Source organism: Geobacillus thermocatenulatus (assembly GCF_002217655.1).
GTDB lineage: Bacteria > Bacillota > Bacilli > Bacillales > Anoxybacillaceae > Geobacillus > Geobacillus thermocatenulatus.
On the sequence record NZ_NEWK01000001.1, the window covers coordinates 1,235,425 to 1,252,615 of the forward strand.

At 54.2% G+C, this 17,191-nt stretch carries 17 protein-coding genes; 15 read left to right on the plus strand and 2 right to left on the minus strand.

From position 1 onward, the window contains the following. The first annotated feature begins 8 nt into the window (after positions 1-8). The 12 genes from B9L19_RS06290 to spo0A all read left to right on the plus strand — a co-directional run bounded on the left by B9L19_RS06290 (position 9) and on the right by spo0A (position 12,476). Positions 9-410: an Asp23/Gls24 family envelope stress response protein gene (locus B9L19_RS06290; protein WP_047752811.1), complete on the plus strand. Its 402-nt coding sequence runs from the start codon at positions 9-11 to the stop codon at positions 408-410. 192 nt (positions 411-602) lie between these two features. Further along, on the plus strand, positions 603-995 hold the full coding sequence (gene nusB / locus B9L19_RS06295) for a transcription antitermination factor NusB (protein WP_047752812.1): 393 nt from the start codon (positions 603-605) through the stop codon (positions 993-995). 59 nt (positions 996-1,054) lie between these two features. Beyond that, a complete protein-coding gene (gene folD, locus B9L19_RS06300) occupies positions 1,055-1,909 on the plus strand; it encodes a bifunctional methylenetetrahydrofolate dehydrogenase/methenyltetrahydrofolate cyclohydrolase FolD (protein ID WP_025948984.1) in 855 nt (284 codons plus the stop codon). A gap of 11 nt (positions 1,910-1,920) precedes the next feature. Then, positions 1,921-3,267: an exodeoxyribonuclease VII large subunit gene (gene xseA, locus B9L19_RS06305; RefSeq protein WP_047752813.1), complete on the plus strand. Its 1,347-nt coding sequence runs from the start codon at positions 1,921-1,923 to the stop codon at positions 3,265-3,267. Next, a complete protein-coding gene (locus B9L19_RS06310) occupies positions 3,264-3,494 on the plus strand; it encodes an exodeoxyribonuclease VII small subunit (protein ID WP_012820585.1) in 231 nt (76 codons plus the stop codon). Before xseA ends, B9L19_RS06310 begins: the two co-directional genes overlap by 4 nt. Positions 3,495-3,497: 3 nt before the next feature. After that, positions 3,498-4,391 carry a polyprenyl synthetase family protein gene (locus B9L19_RS06315; protein ID WP_047752814.1) on the plus strand — a complete coding sequence of 298 codons (894 nt, stop codon included), beginning with the start codon at positions 3,498-3,500 and terminating at the stop codon, positions 4,389-4,391. 247 nt (positions 4,392-4,638) lie between these two features. Continuing rightward, positions 4,639-6,531 (plus strand): 1-deoxy-D-xylulose-5-phosphate synthase, encoded by a 1,893-nt coding sequence (gene dxs / locus B9L19_RS06320; RefSeq protein WP_047752831.1) that lies wholly within the window; start codon positions 4,639-4,641, stop codon positions 6,529-6,531. Positions 6,532-6,534: 3 nt separating this feature from the next. Continuing rightward, positions 6,535-7,383: a TlyA family RNA methyltransferase gene (locus B9L19_RS06325; RefSeq protein WP_025948988.1), complete on the plus strand. Its 849-nt coding sequence runs from the start codon at positions 6,535-6,537 to the stop codon at positions 7,381-7,383. A 49-nt stretch (positions 7,384-7,432) separates the two neighbouring features. Further along, a complete protein-coding gene (gene ahrC / locus B9L19_RS06330; protein ID WP_011231872.1) occupies positions 7,433-7,882 on the plus strand; it encodes a transcriptional regulator AhrC/ArgR in 450 nt (149 codons plus the stop codon). 125 nt (positions 7,883-8,007) lie between these two features. Further along, positions 8,008-9,729: a DNA repair protein RecN gene (recN, locus tag B9L19_RS06335; RefSeq protein ID WP_047752815.1), complete on the plus strand. Its 1,722-nt coding sequence runs from the start codon at positions 8,008-8,010 to the stop codon at positions 9,727-9,729. A gap of 282 nt (positions 9,730-10,011) precedes the next feature. Further along, on the plus strand, positions 10,012-11,307 hold the full coding sequence (spoIVB, locus tag B9L19_RS06340) for a SpoIVB peptidase (RefSeq protein ID WP_047752816.1): 1,296 nt from the start codon (positions 10,012-10,014) through the stop codon (positions 11,305-11,307). A gap of 350 nt (positions 11,308-11,657) precedes the next feature. Further along, positions 11,658-12,476, plus strand: a complete 819-nt coding sequence (gene spo0A, locus B9L19_RS06345; RefSeq protein ID WP_025038882.1) for a sporulation transcription factor Spo0A — start codon at positions 11,658-11,660, stop codon at positions 12,474-12,476. A 151-nt stretch (positions 12,477-12,627) separates the two neighbouring features. On the opposite strand, the gene B9L19_RS06350 is transcribed toward spo0A, so the two are convergent. Next, positions 12,628-12,774: a YycC family protein gene (locus B9L19_RS06350; protein ID WP_075261359.1), complete on the minus strand. Its 147-nt coding sequence runs from the start codon at positions 12,772-12,774 to the stop codon at positions 12,628-12,630. A gap of 108 nt (positions 12,775-12,882) precedes the next feature. On the opposite strand from B9L19_RS06350, the gene B9L19_RS06355 reads away from it, so the two are divergent. Next, a complete protein-coding gene (locus B9L19_RS06355; RefSeq protein ID WP_025948991.1) occupies positions 12,883-13,611 on the plus strand; it encodes a glycerophosphodiester phosphodiesterase in 729 nt (242 codons plus the stop codon). A gap of 75 nt (positions 13,612-13,686) precedes the next feature. Here B9L19_RS06355 and B9L19_RS06360 read toward each other — a convergent pair whose 3' ends face one another. Further along, positions 13,687-13,935 (minus strand): DUF2627 domain-containing protein, encoded by a 249-nt coding sequence (locus B9L19_RS06360; RefSeq protein ID WP_025948992.1) that lies wholly within the window; start codon positions 13,933-13,935, stop codon positions 13,687-13,689. 139 nt (positions 13,936-14,074) lie between these two features. Here B9L19_RS06360 and B9L19_RS06365 point away from each other — a divergent pair, with 139 nt between their 5' ends. Beyond that, complete coding sequence (locus B9L19_RS06365; protein WP_025948993.1) at positions 14,075-16,138, plus strand: sigma-54 interaction domain-containing protein; 2,064 nt, start codon at positions 14,075-14,077, stop codon at positions 16,136-16,138. 128 nt (positions 16,139-16,266) lie between these two features. Beyond that, positions 16,267-17,178 (plus strand): phosphate butyryltransferase, encoded by a 912-nt coding sequence (yqiS, locus tag B9L19_RS06370; RefSeq protein WP_279627613.1) that lies wholly within the window; start codon positions 16,267-16,269, stop codon positions 17,176-17,178. Positions 17,179-17,191: the final 13 nt, after the last annotated feature.

Here is a 17,191-nt window from a genome sequence, read left to right on the forward strand (position 1 = left end):
GGTGCCTTATGTCTGAGCATGTCTTTGAAACAGAGCAAGTGTACCCGGCGCTCGGCAAGGTGGAAATTGCACCGGAAGTGATTGAGGTGATCGCTGGCATCGCGGCGTCAGAAGTCGACGGCATCGCGCAAATGCGCGGCAATTTTGCCGCCGGCGTTGCCGAGCGGTTTGGAAAGAAACACCATGGAAAAGGCGTCAAGGTGGATTTGCGCGACGACGGCGTCGTCATCGATCTTTATTGCCTCGTCCAGTTTGGCGCATCGATTCCGAACGTGGCGAAAAAGGTGCAGGAAAATGTGCGCCAAGCGCTTTGGAACATGACCGGCCTCGAGGCGAGCGAAGTGAACGTTCATATCGTCGGCATCCAGTTTGAGGGCGGCAAGCAAGAACAAGGCGTGGTCGAACCGTGATCTCGCAAGGCAGTTGCTTTTTCAGCGGCTGCCTTTTTGTTTTTTTGGCCAAAGTTTGTTATTGTAATGAACGAGGCCGTTGTGGCGCAGCCAACGGCAGCGCGAATGATTTTTGGGAAAAGGCTGGCTTTTTCCGAAAAATATGATATGATTTCATTGTGAATGTTCGTTTTTTTGGAAAGGGGGACCGCCATGAAGCGGCATGAAGCACGGGAAAAGGCGTTGCAGGCGCTGTTTCAAATCGATGTCGGACGCATTCCACCGGACGAGGCGCTCCACAATGTCACGGGCGGCGGCGACATCGACCCGTTTTTGCGCCAGCTCGTTTTTGGCGTCGTCGAGCACCAGGAGGAGATTGACGAGCTGTTGCGCGCCAATTTGAAAAAATGGACGCTTGAACGCGTCGCTAACGTTGACCGCGCCATTTTGCGCATGGCGACGTACGAGATGAAATACGCCGATGATGTGCCGGTAAGCGTCAGCCTCGATGAGGCGGTCGAGCTGGCGAAAAAATTCGGCGATTGGAAATCCGGGAGTTTTGTCAACGGCGTGCTTTCGAAAGTGAAGGCGGCGCTGCAAAAATAAAACCGGCTGCATCGCGGGCTGATATTGAACGATGAACGAGGAGAGGGGAACGAAACACGATGACAGCACAAATCATTAGCGGAACGGAGATGGCAAGGACGATTCGCACGGCATTGGCCAGTGAAGCAGCACGGTTGAAAGCGGACGGCGTTGAGCCGGGGCTGGCCGTCATTCTAGTCGGCGACGATCCGGCGTCGCATTCGTATGTAAAAGGAAAACAAAAAGCGTGCGCCGAGGTCGGCATTCGCTCGTTCCTTTACACGTTTCCGGCGGCGATCGACGAAGAGACGCTGCTGGCGAAAATCCGCGAGTTAAACGTCGATCCAGCGGTGCACGGCATTTTAGTGCAGCTGCCGCTGCCGGATCACATTTGCGAATGGTCGGTCATTGAAACGATCGCACCGGAAAAAGATGTCGATGGGTTTCACCCGATCAATGTCGGAAAAATGATGATCGGCCAACGGGCATTTCTCCCGTGCACTCCGCATGGCATTTTAGTGATGGTGCAATCGGCCGGCATTGACATCGCCGGCAAGCACGTTGTCGTCGTCGGCCGAAGCAACATCGTCGGCAAACCGGTTGGCCAGCTGTTTTTGCGCGAACATGCCACCGTCACCTACACTCACTCGAAAACGCCGGATTTGGCCGCCATCACGCGGCAGGCGGACATTTTGATCGTCGCGGTCGGCAAGGCGCGCCTCATCGGCCCGGAACACATCAAGCCCGGGGCGGTCGTCATCGACGTCGGCGTCAACCGGCTTGAGAACGGCAAATTGTGCGGCGATGTCGATTTTGACGCTGTGAAAGAAGTGGCTGGCTATATGACGCCGGTGCCGGGTGGAGTCGGGCCGATGACGATTACGATGCTCTTGCACAACACGATTGAAGCGGCACGGCAGCTGGCCGCAAAGTGAGGGCAGGATCAGTGGAAGTGAAATATGTGACGGTCGGGGCGTTGACGAAGTACATCAAACGCAAGTTCGATGTCGACCCGCATTTGCGCGATCTATGGGTGAAAGGCGAGATTTCGAATTTTAAGCAGCATTCGCGCGGCCATATGTATTTTACGTTGAAAGACAGCCAAGGACGCATTGCCGCCGTCATGTTCGCCGGCTACAACCAGCATTTGCCGTTCCGTCCTGAAGATGGGATGAACGTGCTCGCGCGCGGGGAAATTTCCGTCTATGAACCGAACGGCAACTATCAGCTTTATGTCAAAGAAATGCATCCGGAAGGTGTCGGAAGCCTCTATTTAGCCTACGAACAGCTGAAGCAGCGGCTTGAGGCGGAAGGGTTGTTTTCTCCGGTCCATAAAAAGCCGCTTCCAGCCTTCCCTCGCTGCATCGGCGTTGTTACATCGCCGACTGGAGCGGCGGTGCGCGATATTATGACGACGATTCGCCGCCGCTATCCGCTTGCTAAAATCATTTTGTTTCCAGCGCTCGTTCAAGGGGACGGGGCGGCGCCCTCCATCGTGCGCGCCATCGAGCGGGCGAATGCGTTCGGCGGGGTTGATGTGCTGATTGTCGGCCGCGGCGGCGGCTCGATCGAAGAATTGTGGGCGTTCAATGAAGAAATCGTCGCTCGCGCCATCTTCGCCTCAAAAATACCGATTATTTCCGCTGTCGGCCATGAAACAGATTTTACGATCGCCGACTTTGTCGCCGATTTGCGGGCGCCGACGCCGACGGCAGCAGCTGAGATGGCGGCGCCGCATGTTGGCGAGATCTCTAGACGGCTCGCCGAGCGGAAATGGCGGCTCATCCGCGCCATGAAAGAGCGGCTTGCCGCTGATAAAGAGCAGCTTCGCCGGCTGCAAGGATCCTACGCATTCCGCTATCCCAAGCGGCTCTATGAACAAAAAGAACAGCAGCTTGATGCGCTGCTTGAGCGGCTTAGCCGCCAACGCGAACGGCTCGTCGACAAATATCGCCAGCGGCTGCATGAGCTTGACATGAGACTATGGCGGCACCATCCTGCTGCAGAGCTTGAGCGGATGAAAGAACGGCAAAAGGCGACCGCCAATGCGCTGGACAAAGCGATGCGCATTGCGGTGGAGCGCCATCGGTTCCGCTTTCGCTCCAACCTGGCCCGGCTTGAGGCGCTCAGTCCGCTTCGCATCATGGAGCGCGGCTACAGCTTGGTGTACAATGAGCAGGGCGAGCTCGTGAAACGAACGAACCAGCTTCGAATCGGCGAGCATCTTTCCATTCAAGTTCAAGACGGACGAGTCGATTGTCAAGTGACGGGAGTGGAGGAAAAACACGTATGAGCGAAGAAAAAGAGATGACGTTTGAAGAAGCGATGAAAAAACTGGAGGAAATCGTCGAAAAGCTCGAGGAAGGGAACGTGCCGCTTGAGGAGGCGATCGCCTTTTTTCAAGAAGGCATGAAACTGTCCAAGCTTTGCCATGATAAATTGCAGCATGTGGAGAAACAGTTGGAGTACATGCTGCGCGAAGACGGCGAGCTTGTCCCTTTTTCGCCGGAGGAGGAGTGACGGGTGGCGCAGCTTTCGGTTGAACAGTTTCTCAACGAACAAAAACGGGCCGTCGAGGCGGCGCTTTCCTCCTATATGGCGCGGCTTCGTGGGCCGGAGACGCTGAAAAAGGCGATGGCCTACTCGCTTGAGGCCGGCGGCAAACGAATCCGCCCGCTTTTGTTGCTGGCGACCATCCAAGCGCTTGGCAAAGACCCGGCGATCGGTCTGCCAGTCGCTTGCGCCATTGAAATGATCCATACGTACTCACTCATTCATGATGATTTGCCAAGCATGGATAACGATGATTTGCGGCGCGGCAAACCGACGAACCATAAAGTGTTCGGCGAGGCGATGGCCATTTTGGCCGGGGACGCCTTGCTTACGTATGCGTTTCAATTGATCGCCGAGGTTGATGACGACCGCGTTCTGCCTTCCGTCCGGTTGCAGCTCATCGAGCAGCTCGCGAAGGCGGCCGGCCCGGAAGGCATGGTCGCTGGACAGGCGGCTGATATGGAGGCGGAAGGAAAAACGCTGGCGCTTGCGGAACTGGAATACATCCACCGCCATAAGACGGGGAAAATGCTGCAATACAGCGTGCACGCCGGCGCCCTGCTTGGCGGCGCCGATGACCGGCAAATGCGCGAACTTAACGAGTTCGCCGCACATTTAGGCCTCGCCTTTCAAATTCGCGACGATATTTTGGACATTGAAGGAATGGAAGAAAAAATCGGCAAGCGAGTCGGCAGCGACCGCGACAACAAGAAGGCGACATATCCGGCGCTTCTTTCGCTAGGCGGTGCTAAAGAGAAACTGGCGTTTCACATTGACGCCGCGAAGCGCCATTTGCAGCAAGCCAAAATCGATGACGCGGTGCTGGCCTACATTTGCGAGCTTGTCGCGATCCGCGACCACTGATGCGGGGCGGCGGCCTCTTGTTCCCGTTGTTCGCTTTCCTTCGGGGCGGAGGCGGCCTTGTTTTTTTGGTTGTTTTCCGCCGAGCGGCCACCGCAAGTTCTATAGATACACCACAAAACGCGTCCTAGTGGTGACGGGCTGCGTTGGCGGGAAAAGTCGATTTTTCGCGCCGGATCATGTATAATAATACTACCTGTACGAGGAGAAACGGCTCGAAGAACGACAGAATGAAAGCGAGTGATCTTTGTTGGACTTGACAAAAATTGACCATCCGCGCGTTGTCAAAAATATGTCCATTCCTGAGCTGAAACGGTTAAGCGCCGAGATTCGGCGGTTTTTAATTGAGAAGTTGTCGAAAACGGGCGGACATATCGGCCCCAACTTAGGGGTCGTCGAGCTGACGATCGCCCTCCACCGCGAATTCGACAGCCCAAAAGACAAGCTCATTTGGGATGTCGGACACCAGTCATATGTGCATAAAATTTTGACCGGACGCGCCGCCGCGTTCGACACGCTCCGCCAATACAAGGGGCTGTCTGGGTTCCCGAAACGGAGCGAAAGCGAGCATGACGTGTGGGAAACGGGCCATAGCTCGACATCGCTGTCGGCGGCGATGGGAATGGCGATCGCCCGTGATTTGAAAGGGACGGATGAATACATCGTGCCGATCATCGGCGACGGGGCGCTCACCGGCGGCATGGCGCTTGAGGCGCTCAACCATATCGGGCATGAGAAAACGGATATGATTGTCATCTTAAACGACAATGAAATGTCGATCGCCCCGAACGTCGGCGCATTGCACAACATCCTCGGTCGGTTGCGCACCGCCGGCAAATACCAGTGGGTGAAAGATGAACTGGAGTTGCTGCTCAAGCGCATCCCAGCGGTCGGGGGCAAGCTGGCGGCGACGGCCGAGCGGCTGAAAGACAGCTTGAAATATTTGCTTGTCTCCGGCGTCTTTTTCGAAGAGCTCGGGTTTACGTATTTAGGCCCGGTCGATGGCCATGATTTTGAGGATTTGCTTGAGAACTTGCACTATGCGAAGAAGATGAAAGGCCCGGTGCTTGTCCATGTCATCACGAAGAAGGGAAAAGGGTACAGTCCGGCGGAAAACGACAAAGTCGGCACATGGCACGGCACAGGGCCGTACAAAATCGAAACCGGCGCTTTTGTCAAAACGAAAGAGGCCGGTCCGTCATGGAGCGCGCTTGTCAGCGAAACCGTGCGCCGGCTCGCCCGCACCGACCCGCGCATCGTCGCGATTACGCCGGCGATGCCGGTCGGCTCGAAGCTGGAAGGGTTCGCAAGCGAGTTCCCCGATCGGATGTTTGATGTTGGCATCGCCGAGCAGCACGCGACAACGCTTGCGGCTGGATTGGCGACGCAAGGGATGAAACCGTTTTTGGCCATTTATTCGACATTTTTGCAGCGCGCCTATGATCAAGTCGTCCATGATGTATGTCGACAAAACTTAAATGTCTTTTTCGCCATTGACCGTGCTGGATTGGTCGGGGCGGACGGCGAAACGCACCAAGGGGTGTTTGACATCGCCTTTTTGCGCCATGTGCCGAACTTGGTGTTGATGATGCCAAAAGACGAAAACGAAGGACAGCACATGGTGTACACCGCCATCCGCTACGACAATGGGCCCATCGCTATGCGTTTCCCGCGCGGCAACGGGCTTGGCGTACCGCTTGATGAGGAACTGAAAGAAATCCCAATCGGCACGTGGGAAGTGTTGCGCGACGGCTGCGATGCGGCGATTTTGACGTTTGGCACGACGATTTCGATGGCGCTTGAGGCGGCTGAGGAGCTCGCCAAAGATGGCGTATTCGTGAAAGTCGTCAACGCTCGCTTTTTGAAACCGATGGACGTGGCGATGCTTCACGAACTGCTTGAGAGCCGCCTGCCGATCTTAACGATCGAAGAGGCGGTGCTGCAAGGCGGCTTTGGCAGTGCTGTGTTGGAGTTTGCACATGATCATGGCTACCATGGGGCGGTCATCGAACGGATGGGCATCCCGGACCGCTTTATCGAACATGGAAGCGTCAGCGAGCTGCTCAATGAAATCGGGCTGACGTCGACCCATGTCATCGACCGCATCAAAACGATGGTGCCAAGAAAACAGAAAAGGGCTTGAGATATGAAAGGAAAGAAAGAACGGCTCGATGTGCTGCTTGTTGAACGAGGGTTGGCGGAAACGCGGGAAAAGGCGAAGCGAGCGATCATGGCCGGGCTTGTCTATTCAAACGACGTTCGACTCGATAAGCCCGGGGAAAAAGTGCCGGTTGACATTCCGCTTGAGGTGAAAGGCAACCCGCTTCCGTACGTCAGCCGCGGTGGGTTGAAACTGGAAAAAGCGTTGCGCGAGTTTCATATTCGCGTGGAAAATAAAATTGTTCTTGACATCGGCGCGTCGACCGGCGGTTTCACCGACTGCGCCTTGCAGCATGGGGCGAAGCTGACGTATGCCGTCGATGTCGGCTACAACCAGCTTGCTTGGAAGCTGCGTCAAGACGAGCGCGTCGTTGTGATGGAGCGGACGAACTTCCGCTACGTGACGCCGGATCAGTTTGCGAAAGGGCTGCCGGAAGTAGCTGTCATCGATGTCTCGTTTATTTCGCTGCGGCTCATTTTGCCGGTCGTCAAGACGGTCATGGTGCCGGGCGGAGATGTGATTGCGCTCGTCAAGCCGCAGTTTGAAGCCGGCAAGGAAAAGGTCGGCAAAAAGGGAATTGTTCGCAACCCGAACATTCACGAGGAAGTGCTCGAATCGATCATTCAATTCGCCTGTGCGGAAGGATTCGATGTTTTGCACTTATCCTATTCGCCCATTACAGGCGGCGATGGCAACATTGAGTTTTTGCTTCACGCCGTTTATTCGGGAGAAAATCGCAAAGGGGAAAACCGTCTGTCGATGCCGATCGCACATATCGTACGTGAGGCGCACGCCCATCTGCGTGGCGACAGGACAGAGGGGAATGGCCAATAGAGGCGAGAAACAACAGCGTGGCATTTTGCAAGCAAAGAGGTGGCGCAGTGTGAACAAAGGGCAAAGGCATATTAAAATTCGCGAAATCATTATGAACCATGACATTGAAACGCAAGACGAGCTTGTCGACCGGCTGAGAGAAGCTGGCTTTAACGTCACCCAAGCGACCGTCTCGCGCGACATTAAAGAAATGCAGCTTGTCAAAGTGCCGATGGCCAACGGCCGCTACAAGTACAGCCTTCCGTCTGACCAGCGCTTCAATCCGCTGCAAAAGCTGAAGCGGGCGCTTGTTGATGTGTTTGTGAAGCTTGACGGAACGGGCAACTTGCTTGTGTTGCGGACGCTGCCGGGCAACGCCCATGCCGTCGGCGTCTTGCTCGACAATTTGGATTGGAACGAAATCGTCGGTACGATTTGCGGCGACGATACGTGCCTGATCATCTGCCGGACGCCGAAAGATGCGGAAAAAGTGTCCGACCAGCTGTTGTCCATGCTCTAGTCGGGGCCGACCCAGCTCCCGTTCTGCGTTCAAGGACGGAACGACAGGGCGGTCCTTGTTTGCGAATCCGAACATATGTGCTATAATCAAAAGTGGAATGAATCGGACAGGCAAGGAGTGGTGAAATGCTCGCCGAGCTGTCGATTAAAAATTTCGCCATTATCGAGTCGCTCTCGTTGTCGTTCGACAAAGGGCTGACGGTGTTAACCGGCGAAACGGGAGCCGGCAAATCCATCATTATCGACGCGATTCATTTGTTGATCGGCGGACGCGGCTCCGCTGAATTTGTCCGCTTTGGAGCGGAAAAGGCGGAAATCGAAGGGCTGTTTTTGCTTGATGATGACCGCCATCCGTGCTGGCAAAAATGCGCAGACGTTGGCATCGACGCCAGCGACGGCATGATTGTGTTGCGCCGCGATATTTTCGCCAACGGCAAAAGCGTCTGCCGCATTAACGGCAAGCTCGTCACGACGGCAGTGCTGCGCGACATCGGGGCGACGCTTGTGGATATTCACGGTCAGCATGAACATCAAGAACTGATGGATCCGTCCCGCCATCTGCCGCTTTTAGATGAGTTCGGCGGCCTAGAGGCGGCAGAGGCGCTTGCCCGTTACCGCGCCGTCTATAAGCGGTATGAGGAGCTTGGAAACAAATTAAAAAAGCTGAGCGAAAATGAACAGCAAATGGCGCACCGGCTTGATTTGTTGACGTTTCAGCTGCGCGAAATCGAACAGGCGGCGCTCGAGCCGGGCGAGGACGAGCGGCTGATGGAGGAAAAAGTTCGCATCGTCAATTTTCAAAAAATTTATACCGCGCTGCAGAAAAGCTATGAGGCTCTCTCTGGAGAGGGACGCGGGCTTGATTCCATCGGGGAGGCGATGCGCCATCTCGATGACGTCGCAGGCATGGATGCAGCGCTCAAAGATGCGCATGAAACGACGTTGAACTGCTACTATTTGCTCGAGGAAGTCATGTACAAGCTGCGCGATCAAATTGAGGAGATGGAGTACGACCCCGAACGGCTCGATGCCATTGAAAGCCGTCTCGCGGAAATCGGGCAGCTCAAACGAAAATACGGGGCGACGATCGCCGATATTTTGCACTATGCCGAGACGATCGCCGAGGAAATCGAGACAATCGAAAATCGCGAAACGCATGTGCATGAGCTGAAGCAGCAGCTTGCTTTGGTGACGAACGAGTTGCTCACCGAGGCGAAAAACGTCACCGCTGTTCGGCAAACATATGCTCGGCGCCTGATTGAGCGCATTCATCAAGAACTGAAAGACTTGTACATGGACAAAACGAAATTTGACATCGTATTTGCCAAGCGCGAAGGATCGCTTGACGCCCCCTTGGTCGACGGCGTGCCGGTTAGGTTCCAAGAAGATGGCATCGATATCGTCGAGTTTTACATTTCGACGAACGTCGGCGAGCCGTTAAAACCGCTCGTCAAAGTGGCTTCCGGCGGCGAGCTGTCGCGCATTATGCTGGCGTTGAAAACGATTTTTTCCAAACATCAAGGAGTGACGTCGATTGTTTTTGATGAGGTCGACACCGGTGTCAGCGGACGCGTCGCCCAGGCGATGGCGGAAAAAATTTACCGCATCGCCAGCCAGTCGCAAGTGCTTTGCATTTCCCATCTGCCGCAAGTCGCTGCGATGGCGGACACGCACTTGTTGATCGCCAAAGAGACGGATGGGGAACGGACGAAAACAGTCGTGAGGAAGCTCAATGAGGAGGAGAAAGTGAAAGAAATCGGGCGGATGATTTCCGGCGTCGAGATGACGGAATTGACGAAACGGCATGCCAAAGAGCTGTTGGAACTGGCGGCGAAAATGAAACATTGATTCCTGTTTCCGCTATTCCCCCTGTTCGTCGAGGGGAGGCGCATCCCTCTCAAAGCGGGCCGATTCCGCCTGCCTGTTCTCACTTGGCGCCCGCTTTCCTTAAGAGAACTACGGTGTTTCATAAAGATCAGCAAAAAGCCGCGCGGCTGTCCGGATGCAAGTCCATCCAATTCCGGGCAGCTTTTTTATCGGCAGGGCGATTATATTTTCCCCGGTTCAGGCAAAATTAAAACTGTAACCGTTTTGGCATGGTGTAGGCGGGAGCGAGGAGAGTGGACGACATTGAATAAAGAAACGGCGCGAAAAATCGCAGGAGTGCTTCTCCTTGGTATATTGACGGCCATCGCTTTTTCCGAACCGATGAAGGAATATTGGCAAATTCCGAAGCAGCTTGTCCTGTTTGAAGGCGATGCGGTTGAATTTCCTGCCGCTTCCCTTCCCGTGCAAGCAGCCGTCAATGACCGAAACGCTCCCGAAACGCTCAATATTGAGCGAAAAAACGGTTCTCTGTCTGTAAAGGCGAAACGCCGCGGACATGAAACGATGGTATTGCAGGTTGCCGGAATGCCGATCAAGCAAGTGGATGTCAACGTGCTGCCGACGCTCAAAGTCATTCCCGGCGGACAATCGATCGGCGTCAAGCTCAATACCGTCGGTGTTCTTGTCGTCGGTTACCATCTTGTGGAAACCGAAAACGGGAAAAAATCGCCGGGAGAGGCAGCCGGCATTCAAGTCGGCGATATCATTATCGGTATTAACGGCCAAAAAATCGAAAACATGAGCGACCTTTCCCCTTTCATTGAGGAGGCCGGCAAAACGGGAAAACCGCTTCATTTAAAAATTCTGCGCGATCAGCACTCCATGACGGTGAAGCTCGTTCCGCTGAGAGATAAGCATGACGATGTGTACCGCATCGGCCTGTACATTCGCGATTCGGCCGCCGGCATCGGGACGATGACATTTTACGACCCCAAATCCAAAACATATGGCGCACTTGGCCATGTCATCTCGGACATGGATACGAAAAAGCCGATTGTCGTGCAAAACGGGCAAATTATGCGCTCGACCGTCACATCGATCGAAAAAGGGACGAGCGGCAATCCAGGTGAAAAATTAGCGCGCTTTTCCGACGGCGAAGAAGTGATCGGCACGATCACCACCAACAGCCCGTTTGGCATTTTTGGAAAGCTTACAAAGCCACTGCCGAACGGTCCGTTCACAAAACCGATCCCGGTTGCCTTGGCGAACCAAGTGAAAGAAGGGCCGGCAAAAATATTGACAGTGGTGGAAAACGACAAAGTCGAGCAGTTTGACGTGGAAATTGTCAGCACCATTCCACAGAAATTCCCAGCGACCAAAGGCCTAGTGATTCGCGTCACGGACCCGCGCCTGTTAAAGAAAACAGGGGGGATCGTTCAAGGGATGAGCGGCAGTCCGATCATTCAGGATGGAAAACTCGTCGGCGCAGTGACGCACGTTTTCGTGAACGATCCGACATCCGGCTATGGCGTCCACATTGAGTGGATGCTGCAAGAGGCAGGCATCGATCTATACGGCAAACAAAAGAAAGCGAGCTGACAAAGTCGGCTCGCTTTTTCCCGGCAGCCAACATTCGATTCTTGTGTATATTTGGTGAAATGACGAGTGATGTTTGATCGCCATTCATCTCCCACTTTCACTTCGCTTAAAAGTAGGGGACTTCTTTCGGAAAGATGTTAAAATTTTTTCAAAAAGGCGGCAAAAATTTTGCCGGTTTGGCATAGATATTTGGTGAAACATCCGTTAAAATGAAATGTGTAAAGATTTTTCGACAAACGCATCGCTGGTGAAAACGAATATTGTCTAATGAGCTCGTTTTTTGTTATAATTTTTATTTTTTGAAAAATAAAAGGATTTTTTGCTGCTGTTGTCGAATGTACGTTAGCGGAATGTTACATAGCAAGAAAAAGTGGGGGAGGACGATCGTTTTGAGCATTAAGGTGTGCATTGCCGATGATAACCGCGAATTGGTGACATTGCTTGACGAATATATCTCAAGTCAGCCGGACATGGAAGTGATTGGCACGGCGTATAACGGCCAAGACTGCCTTCATATGCTCGAGGAAAAGCGGCCGGATATTTTGCTTCTGGACATCATTATGCCGCACTTGGATGGGTTGGCTGTGCTTGAGAAAGTCCGCGCAGGTTGTGAGCATCAGCCGAGCGTCATTATGCTGACGGCGTTCGGCCAGGAGGATGTCACGAAAAAGGCAGTGGAACTCGGCGCTTCCTACTTCATTTTAAAACCGTTCGACATGGAGAATTTGGTCCATCATATTCGGCAGATTCATGGCAAAACGGCGCCGATGGTCAGAAAAACCGGCTCTGCCTACCAGGCGCGCGACAACAAACCGAAAAATTTGGATGCGAGCATTACGAGCATCATCCATGAAATCGGCGTCCCGGCGCATATTAAAGGCTATCTGTACTTGCGCGAAGCGATCGCGATGGTGTACCACGACATCGAACTGCTCGGCTCCATCACGAAAGTGCTCTATCCGGACATCGCGAAAAAATACAACACGACCGCCAGCCGCGTCGAGCGCGCCATTCGCCATGCGATCGAAGTCGCTTGGAGCCGCGGCAACCTCGAATCCATTTCCTCGCTGTTCGGCTATACAGTGAGCGTCTCGAAAGCAAAGCCGACAAACTCGGAATTCATCGCCATGGTGGCCGATAAGCTCCGGCTTGAGCATAAGGCATCGTAACGGAAAACGAATGATAGCCAAAGCGGCAAGACGCTCCGCAATCGGGGGCGTCTTTTTTGCCGTTTGGCGGCTTGCTGGAACGAAAAAAAGGAGAACGTGGCTTGCGCCGGTGTGGTGTACAGAGGCGGCTTTACCGCCAAGGGCCAGACGGTTAAGACGGGTCGTTTTCTTTTTTCTCCAATTCCAGCAGCTTGTTCACCAAAATGTGCGGCGGCATATGCATGATCTGCTCGATCGGCACGCCGAGCGCTTTGGCCAGCTTTTGCGCTGTTTCCAGCGAAATGTTCAACGGCTGCATCATCTCACCTCGTTTGTTCATAGTATTACTTTTAGTATAGCGAACGACCGTCGGTTTCGGCCAGCTCGTTGGCTGAACGGCGAATAAAGGCGAAAGGAAGAAGGCAGAATGACATTGATTTTTGCCCACCGCGGGGCGGCGGGGACGCACCCGGAAAATACGATGGCGGCGTTTATCGAGGCGGAAAAAGCGGGAGCGGACGGCATTGAATTGGATGTGCAGCTCACAAAAGACGGCGAAGTGGTCGTCATTCATGACGAAACGGTCGACCGGACGACGGACGGAAGCGGCTGGGTGAAAGACATCGCGTACCGCGAACTGCGCCGATTGAACGCAGCGGCGAAATGGAGCGGCAAGCACGGCCATTGTCCGATTCCGCATCTTGAGGAAGTGCTTGCTTGGCTGTCATCAACACGGATGGCGGCCAACATCGAGCTGAAAAATAGCCTCATTGCCTACGAAACGCTTGAGCAAAAAACGATCTCCCTCGTGCGCCGCTATGGGCTTGAGAAGCGAACGATTTTGTCGTCATTCAACCATAATAGCATGCGCCTTTGCCGAACGCTTGCACCGGAAATCGAGACGGCGCTTTTGTACATCGAGCCGCTGTATGACCCATGGACGTATGTGCGCGCCATGAACGCCGACGGGGTGCATCCGCACTATCGGACGGTGACAGCGGAATTTGCCGCCGAAGCGCGGCGGCGCGGGGTGGCGGTCCGCCCGTTTACGGTAAATAAGCGAAATGTGATGAAAACGATGTTTGCTTATGGCGTTGACGCCGTCTTCACCGACTACCCGCGCCAAGCGAAGCAATGGAAAGAGAAAACGCCTTAACGAAAACCGTTAAGGCATTTTTGGTTTGTCTTGAAATGAATGGTTTCCCAGTGTACTAGGCATCAACATTCCGAGTCAAGGCGTTTTTCGTTTTCGTTGAAAACGCGCCTGCACTTTGTTGCGCTTTCGGTCGCGGTGCAGCAAAAACCCGCCGAGAAACGCCAATCCGGCCGCAAACAGCACGAGCCCAGCAAGAAATTGCAGCCATAAGACGGCGAACGGCGGCTGCATGATGCCAAACAACGCATCGCGCATCCATTTGATGCCAAGCGCCGCCGAAAGCCCCGGGATGACTAAAATCAACAGCGCAATCATTCGCCCCATCGCGATCGCGTTCCTTTCCGAAAAGAGTGGCCTTATCGACTATCATAGCGGTTATGGGGCGTTTGTCAAGGAAAGAGCAAATCAAGTATGATAAAAGTGTCTGCAAAAATTGGCATACTATAAAGTGTGGTGGATGGACATGAAAAAAGTGATGATCATTGGAGCTGACTCGCGCGGAATGTCGCTTTTGAAGCTGCTCCATGGGGCATCAGGGTTTGAAGTCGTGGCAGTCGTGGATGTAGATGAACACGCTCCGGGATTGCAGCTGGCGAAAAAATGGGGCATTGCCGTTGCTGACGACTGGCGTCCATGGATGGCCAAACCGCTTGATTTGATTATTGAAACGACGGGCAAGGCGGATGTCCTTGAGGAAATTCGCCGATTGGCGCCAGATGGGGTCAATATTGTCCCGAGTGCAGTGGCGCAGATGATGGCCGAACTCGTTGAAGAAAAAGAAGCGCTCATCGCCAAATTGAAAAGCGAGGCGGCTCGACGGGCTCTCATCTTCCATTCGTCCCACGATGGCATGATTGTTGTAGATGAGTATGCTTACATTACCGATATGAATGAAAGCGCCGCCCAGCTTCTCGAAGTGGACAAGGACGAGGTGATCGGCCGCCATATTTTATCCGTCTTGCCGTCAAGCGGCTTGCCGCGCGTGCTGAAAACGAGGCAGACCGAATTTCATCAGGAAGTGGAACTGGCCAATGGAAAAAAATTGATCACCACCCGCATCCCGATCATCGATGACAATGGCAAACTGTTTGGGGCGCTCGCGGTATTCAAGGACATCACCGAGCTTGTCGCTTTGGCGGAAGAAATTACGGACTTAAAAGAAGTCCGCATGATGCTTGAAGCGATCATCTATTCGTCGGAAGAGGCGATTTCCGTCGTCGATGAGAATGGGAACGGCATTTTGATCAACCCAGCGTATACAAGGCTCACCGGTCTGACGGAGGAAGATGTCATCGGCAAACCGGCGACCGCCGACATCGCCGAAGGGGAAAGCATGCATATGCAAGTATTAAAAACGCGCCGCCCGGTGCGCGGGGCGCGCATGAAAGTCGGCCCGAAAAACCGCGATGTCATCGTCAATGTCGCCCCGATCATCGTCGACGGGGTGCTCAAAGGAAGCGTCGGCGTCATTCATGATGTGTCAGAAATTCAGCGGCTGACGGCTGAGCTCAACCGGGCGCGGCAAATCATTCGCACGCTCGAGGCGAAATATTCGTTTGCGGATATTGTCGGTGAGTCAGAGGAGATGAAGGTGGCGATCGAGCAGGCGAAGCTGGCGGCGAAAACACCGGCGACGATTTTGCTACGGGGGGAATCAGGGACAGGCAAGGAGCTGTTCGCCCACGCCATTCACAACGCGAGCGATCGAAAGTATAACAAGTTTATCCGCGTGAATTGCGCGGCCATTCCGGAAACATTATTAGAAAGCGAACTGTTTGGCTATGAGGAAGGAGCGTTTTCTGGTGCGCGGCGCGGCGGCAAGAGAGGGTTGTTTGAGGAAGCAAACAACGGCAGCATTTTTCTTGACGAAATCGGCGAGCTGTCGGCCAGCACGCAGGCGAAGCTGCTCCGCGTTTTGCAGGAGCGGGAAATCGTTCGCGTCGGCGGGACGAAGCCAATCCCGATCAACGTCCGCGTCATCGCCGCGACGAACGTCAACCTTGAAAAAGCGATTGCCGAAGGCGCCTTTCGCGAAGACTTATACTATCGGCTCAATCGGATGCCAATTTATATTCCGCCGCTGCGCGCCCGCAAGGAAGACATTCCAGCCCTTTGCCGGCATTTGATCCAGAAACTGAACCAAGATTATGGGCGCAACGTCGAAGGTGTCACGGACGAAGCGATGGCGAAGCTTCTTGCCTATGATTGGCCGGGAAATGTCCGCGAGCTCGAAAACGTGCTCGGGCGGGCGATGATTTTCATGAAGTTTCATGAAGTGATGATCGATGCCGCGCACTTGCCGCCGCTCGCTTCCCCTTCGTCAGTGCCGGCTCATCGAGTGGACACGGAGGAGGAGATTCGGCCGCTTGAGGAAATGGTGAGCCGATACGAAGCGAGCTTGATTGAGCAGGCGCTTCGCCGCCATCGCGGCAATAAAACAGCGGCGGCCCGGGCGCTTGGCATTTCGGTGCGCAACTTATATTACAAACTCGAGAAATACGGACTTGACAAAAATAGCGTGCAATAATTTGCGTATAACGAAAAATATTGCACATACCTGTTTACGAAAACAGTTTATTTTAAAGCGCTTTCAGTTGTTTTTAGTTGGCACGGTTTTTGCATAAAAAGACCGTGCCGCACGATTTGCAGAAAAGGTTGGTGCAGACGATGAAGTTGGAAACATTGATCGAGGAAGCAAGTCAATGTCAAGGTCGGACGGTGGCCGTGGCGGCGGCGGAAGATGAAGAAGTGGTCGAAGCGGTGGCGATGGCGCTCGAGCATCGCCTCGGCCGGTTTGTGCTGTACGGAGACCGGGAGCGAATTGGACGGTTGCTGAAAGAAAAAGGAGGGGCGCGTTTTGACGATGTCGACATCGTTCACGCCAATTCGGTTGCCCAAGCGGCTGAACTGGCGGTGCGCGCCGTTCATTTGAATGAAGCAGATGCCTTGATGAAAGGGCACGTACCGACGGCGACCTTGCTGAAAGCCGTTTTGAACAAAGAATACGGGCTGCGCACGGGAAAAGTGTTGTCCCATGTCGCGGTGTTTGACGTGCCGGAGTTCGAGCGGCTGGTCATCGTGACCGACGCGGCCATGAACATCGCCCCCGATCTCGAGCAAAAGGTGCAAATTGTCAACAATGCCGTCAGCATCGCGCGTTCCATCGGCATCGAGCGCCCGAAAGTCGCAGCGCTGGCGGCGGTGGAGACGGTCAATCCGGCTATGCCGGCGACCGTCGATGCAGCAGCGCTCGCGATGATGCAAAAGCGGGGTCAAATCGAACATTGCCTGCTTGACGGACCGCTTGCGTTAGACAATGCGGTGTCCATGACGGCGGCGAAGCATAAGCGGATTGAAAGCGAAGTGGCTGGACAGGCTGATATTTTGCTTGTGCCGGACATTGAATCCGGCAACATGCTGTACAAGTCGCTCGTCTACCTTGCAAAAGCCAAAGTCGGCGCCGTCATCGCCGGGGCGAAAGCGCCGATCGTGTTGACGTCGCGCGCCGACTCAGCGGAAAGCAAACTGTATTCGTTGGCGCTCGCCATCTGTTCAGCAACGAAATAAACAAAAGGAGGCC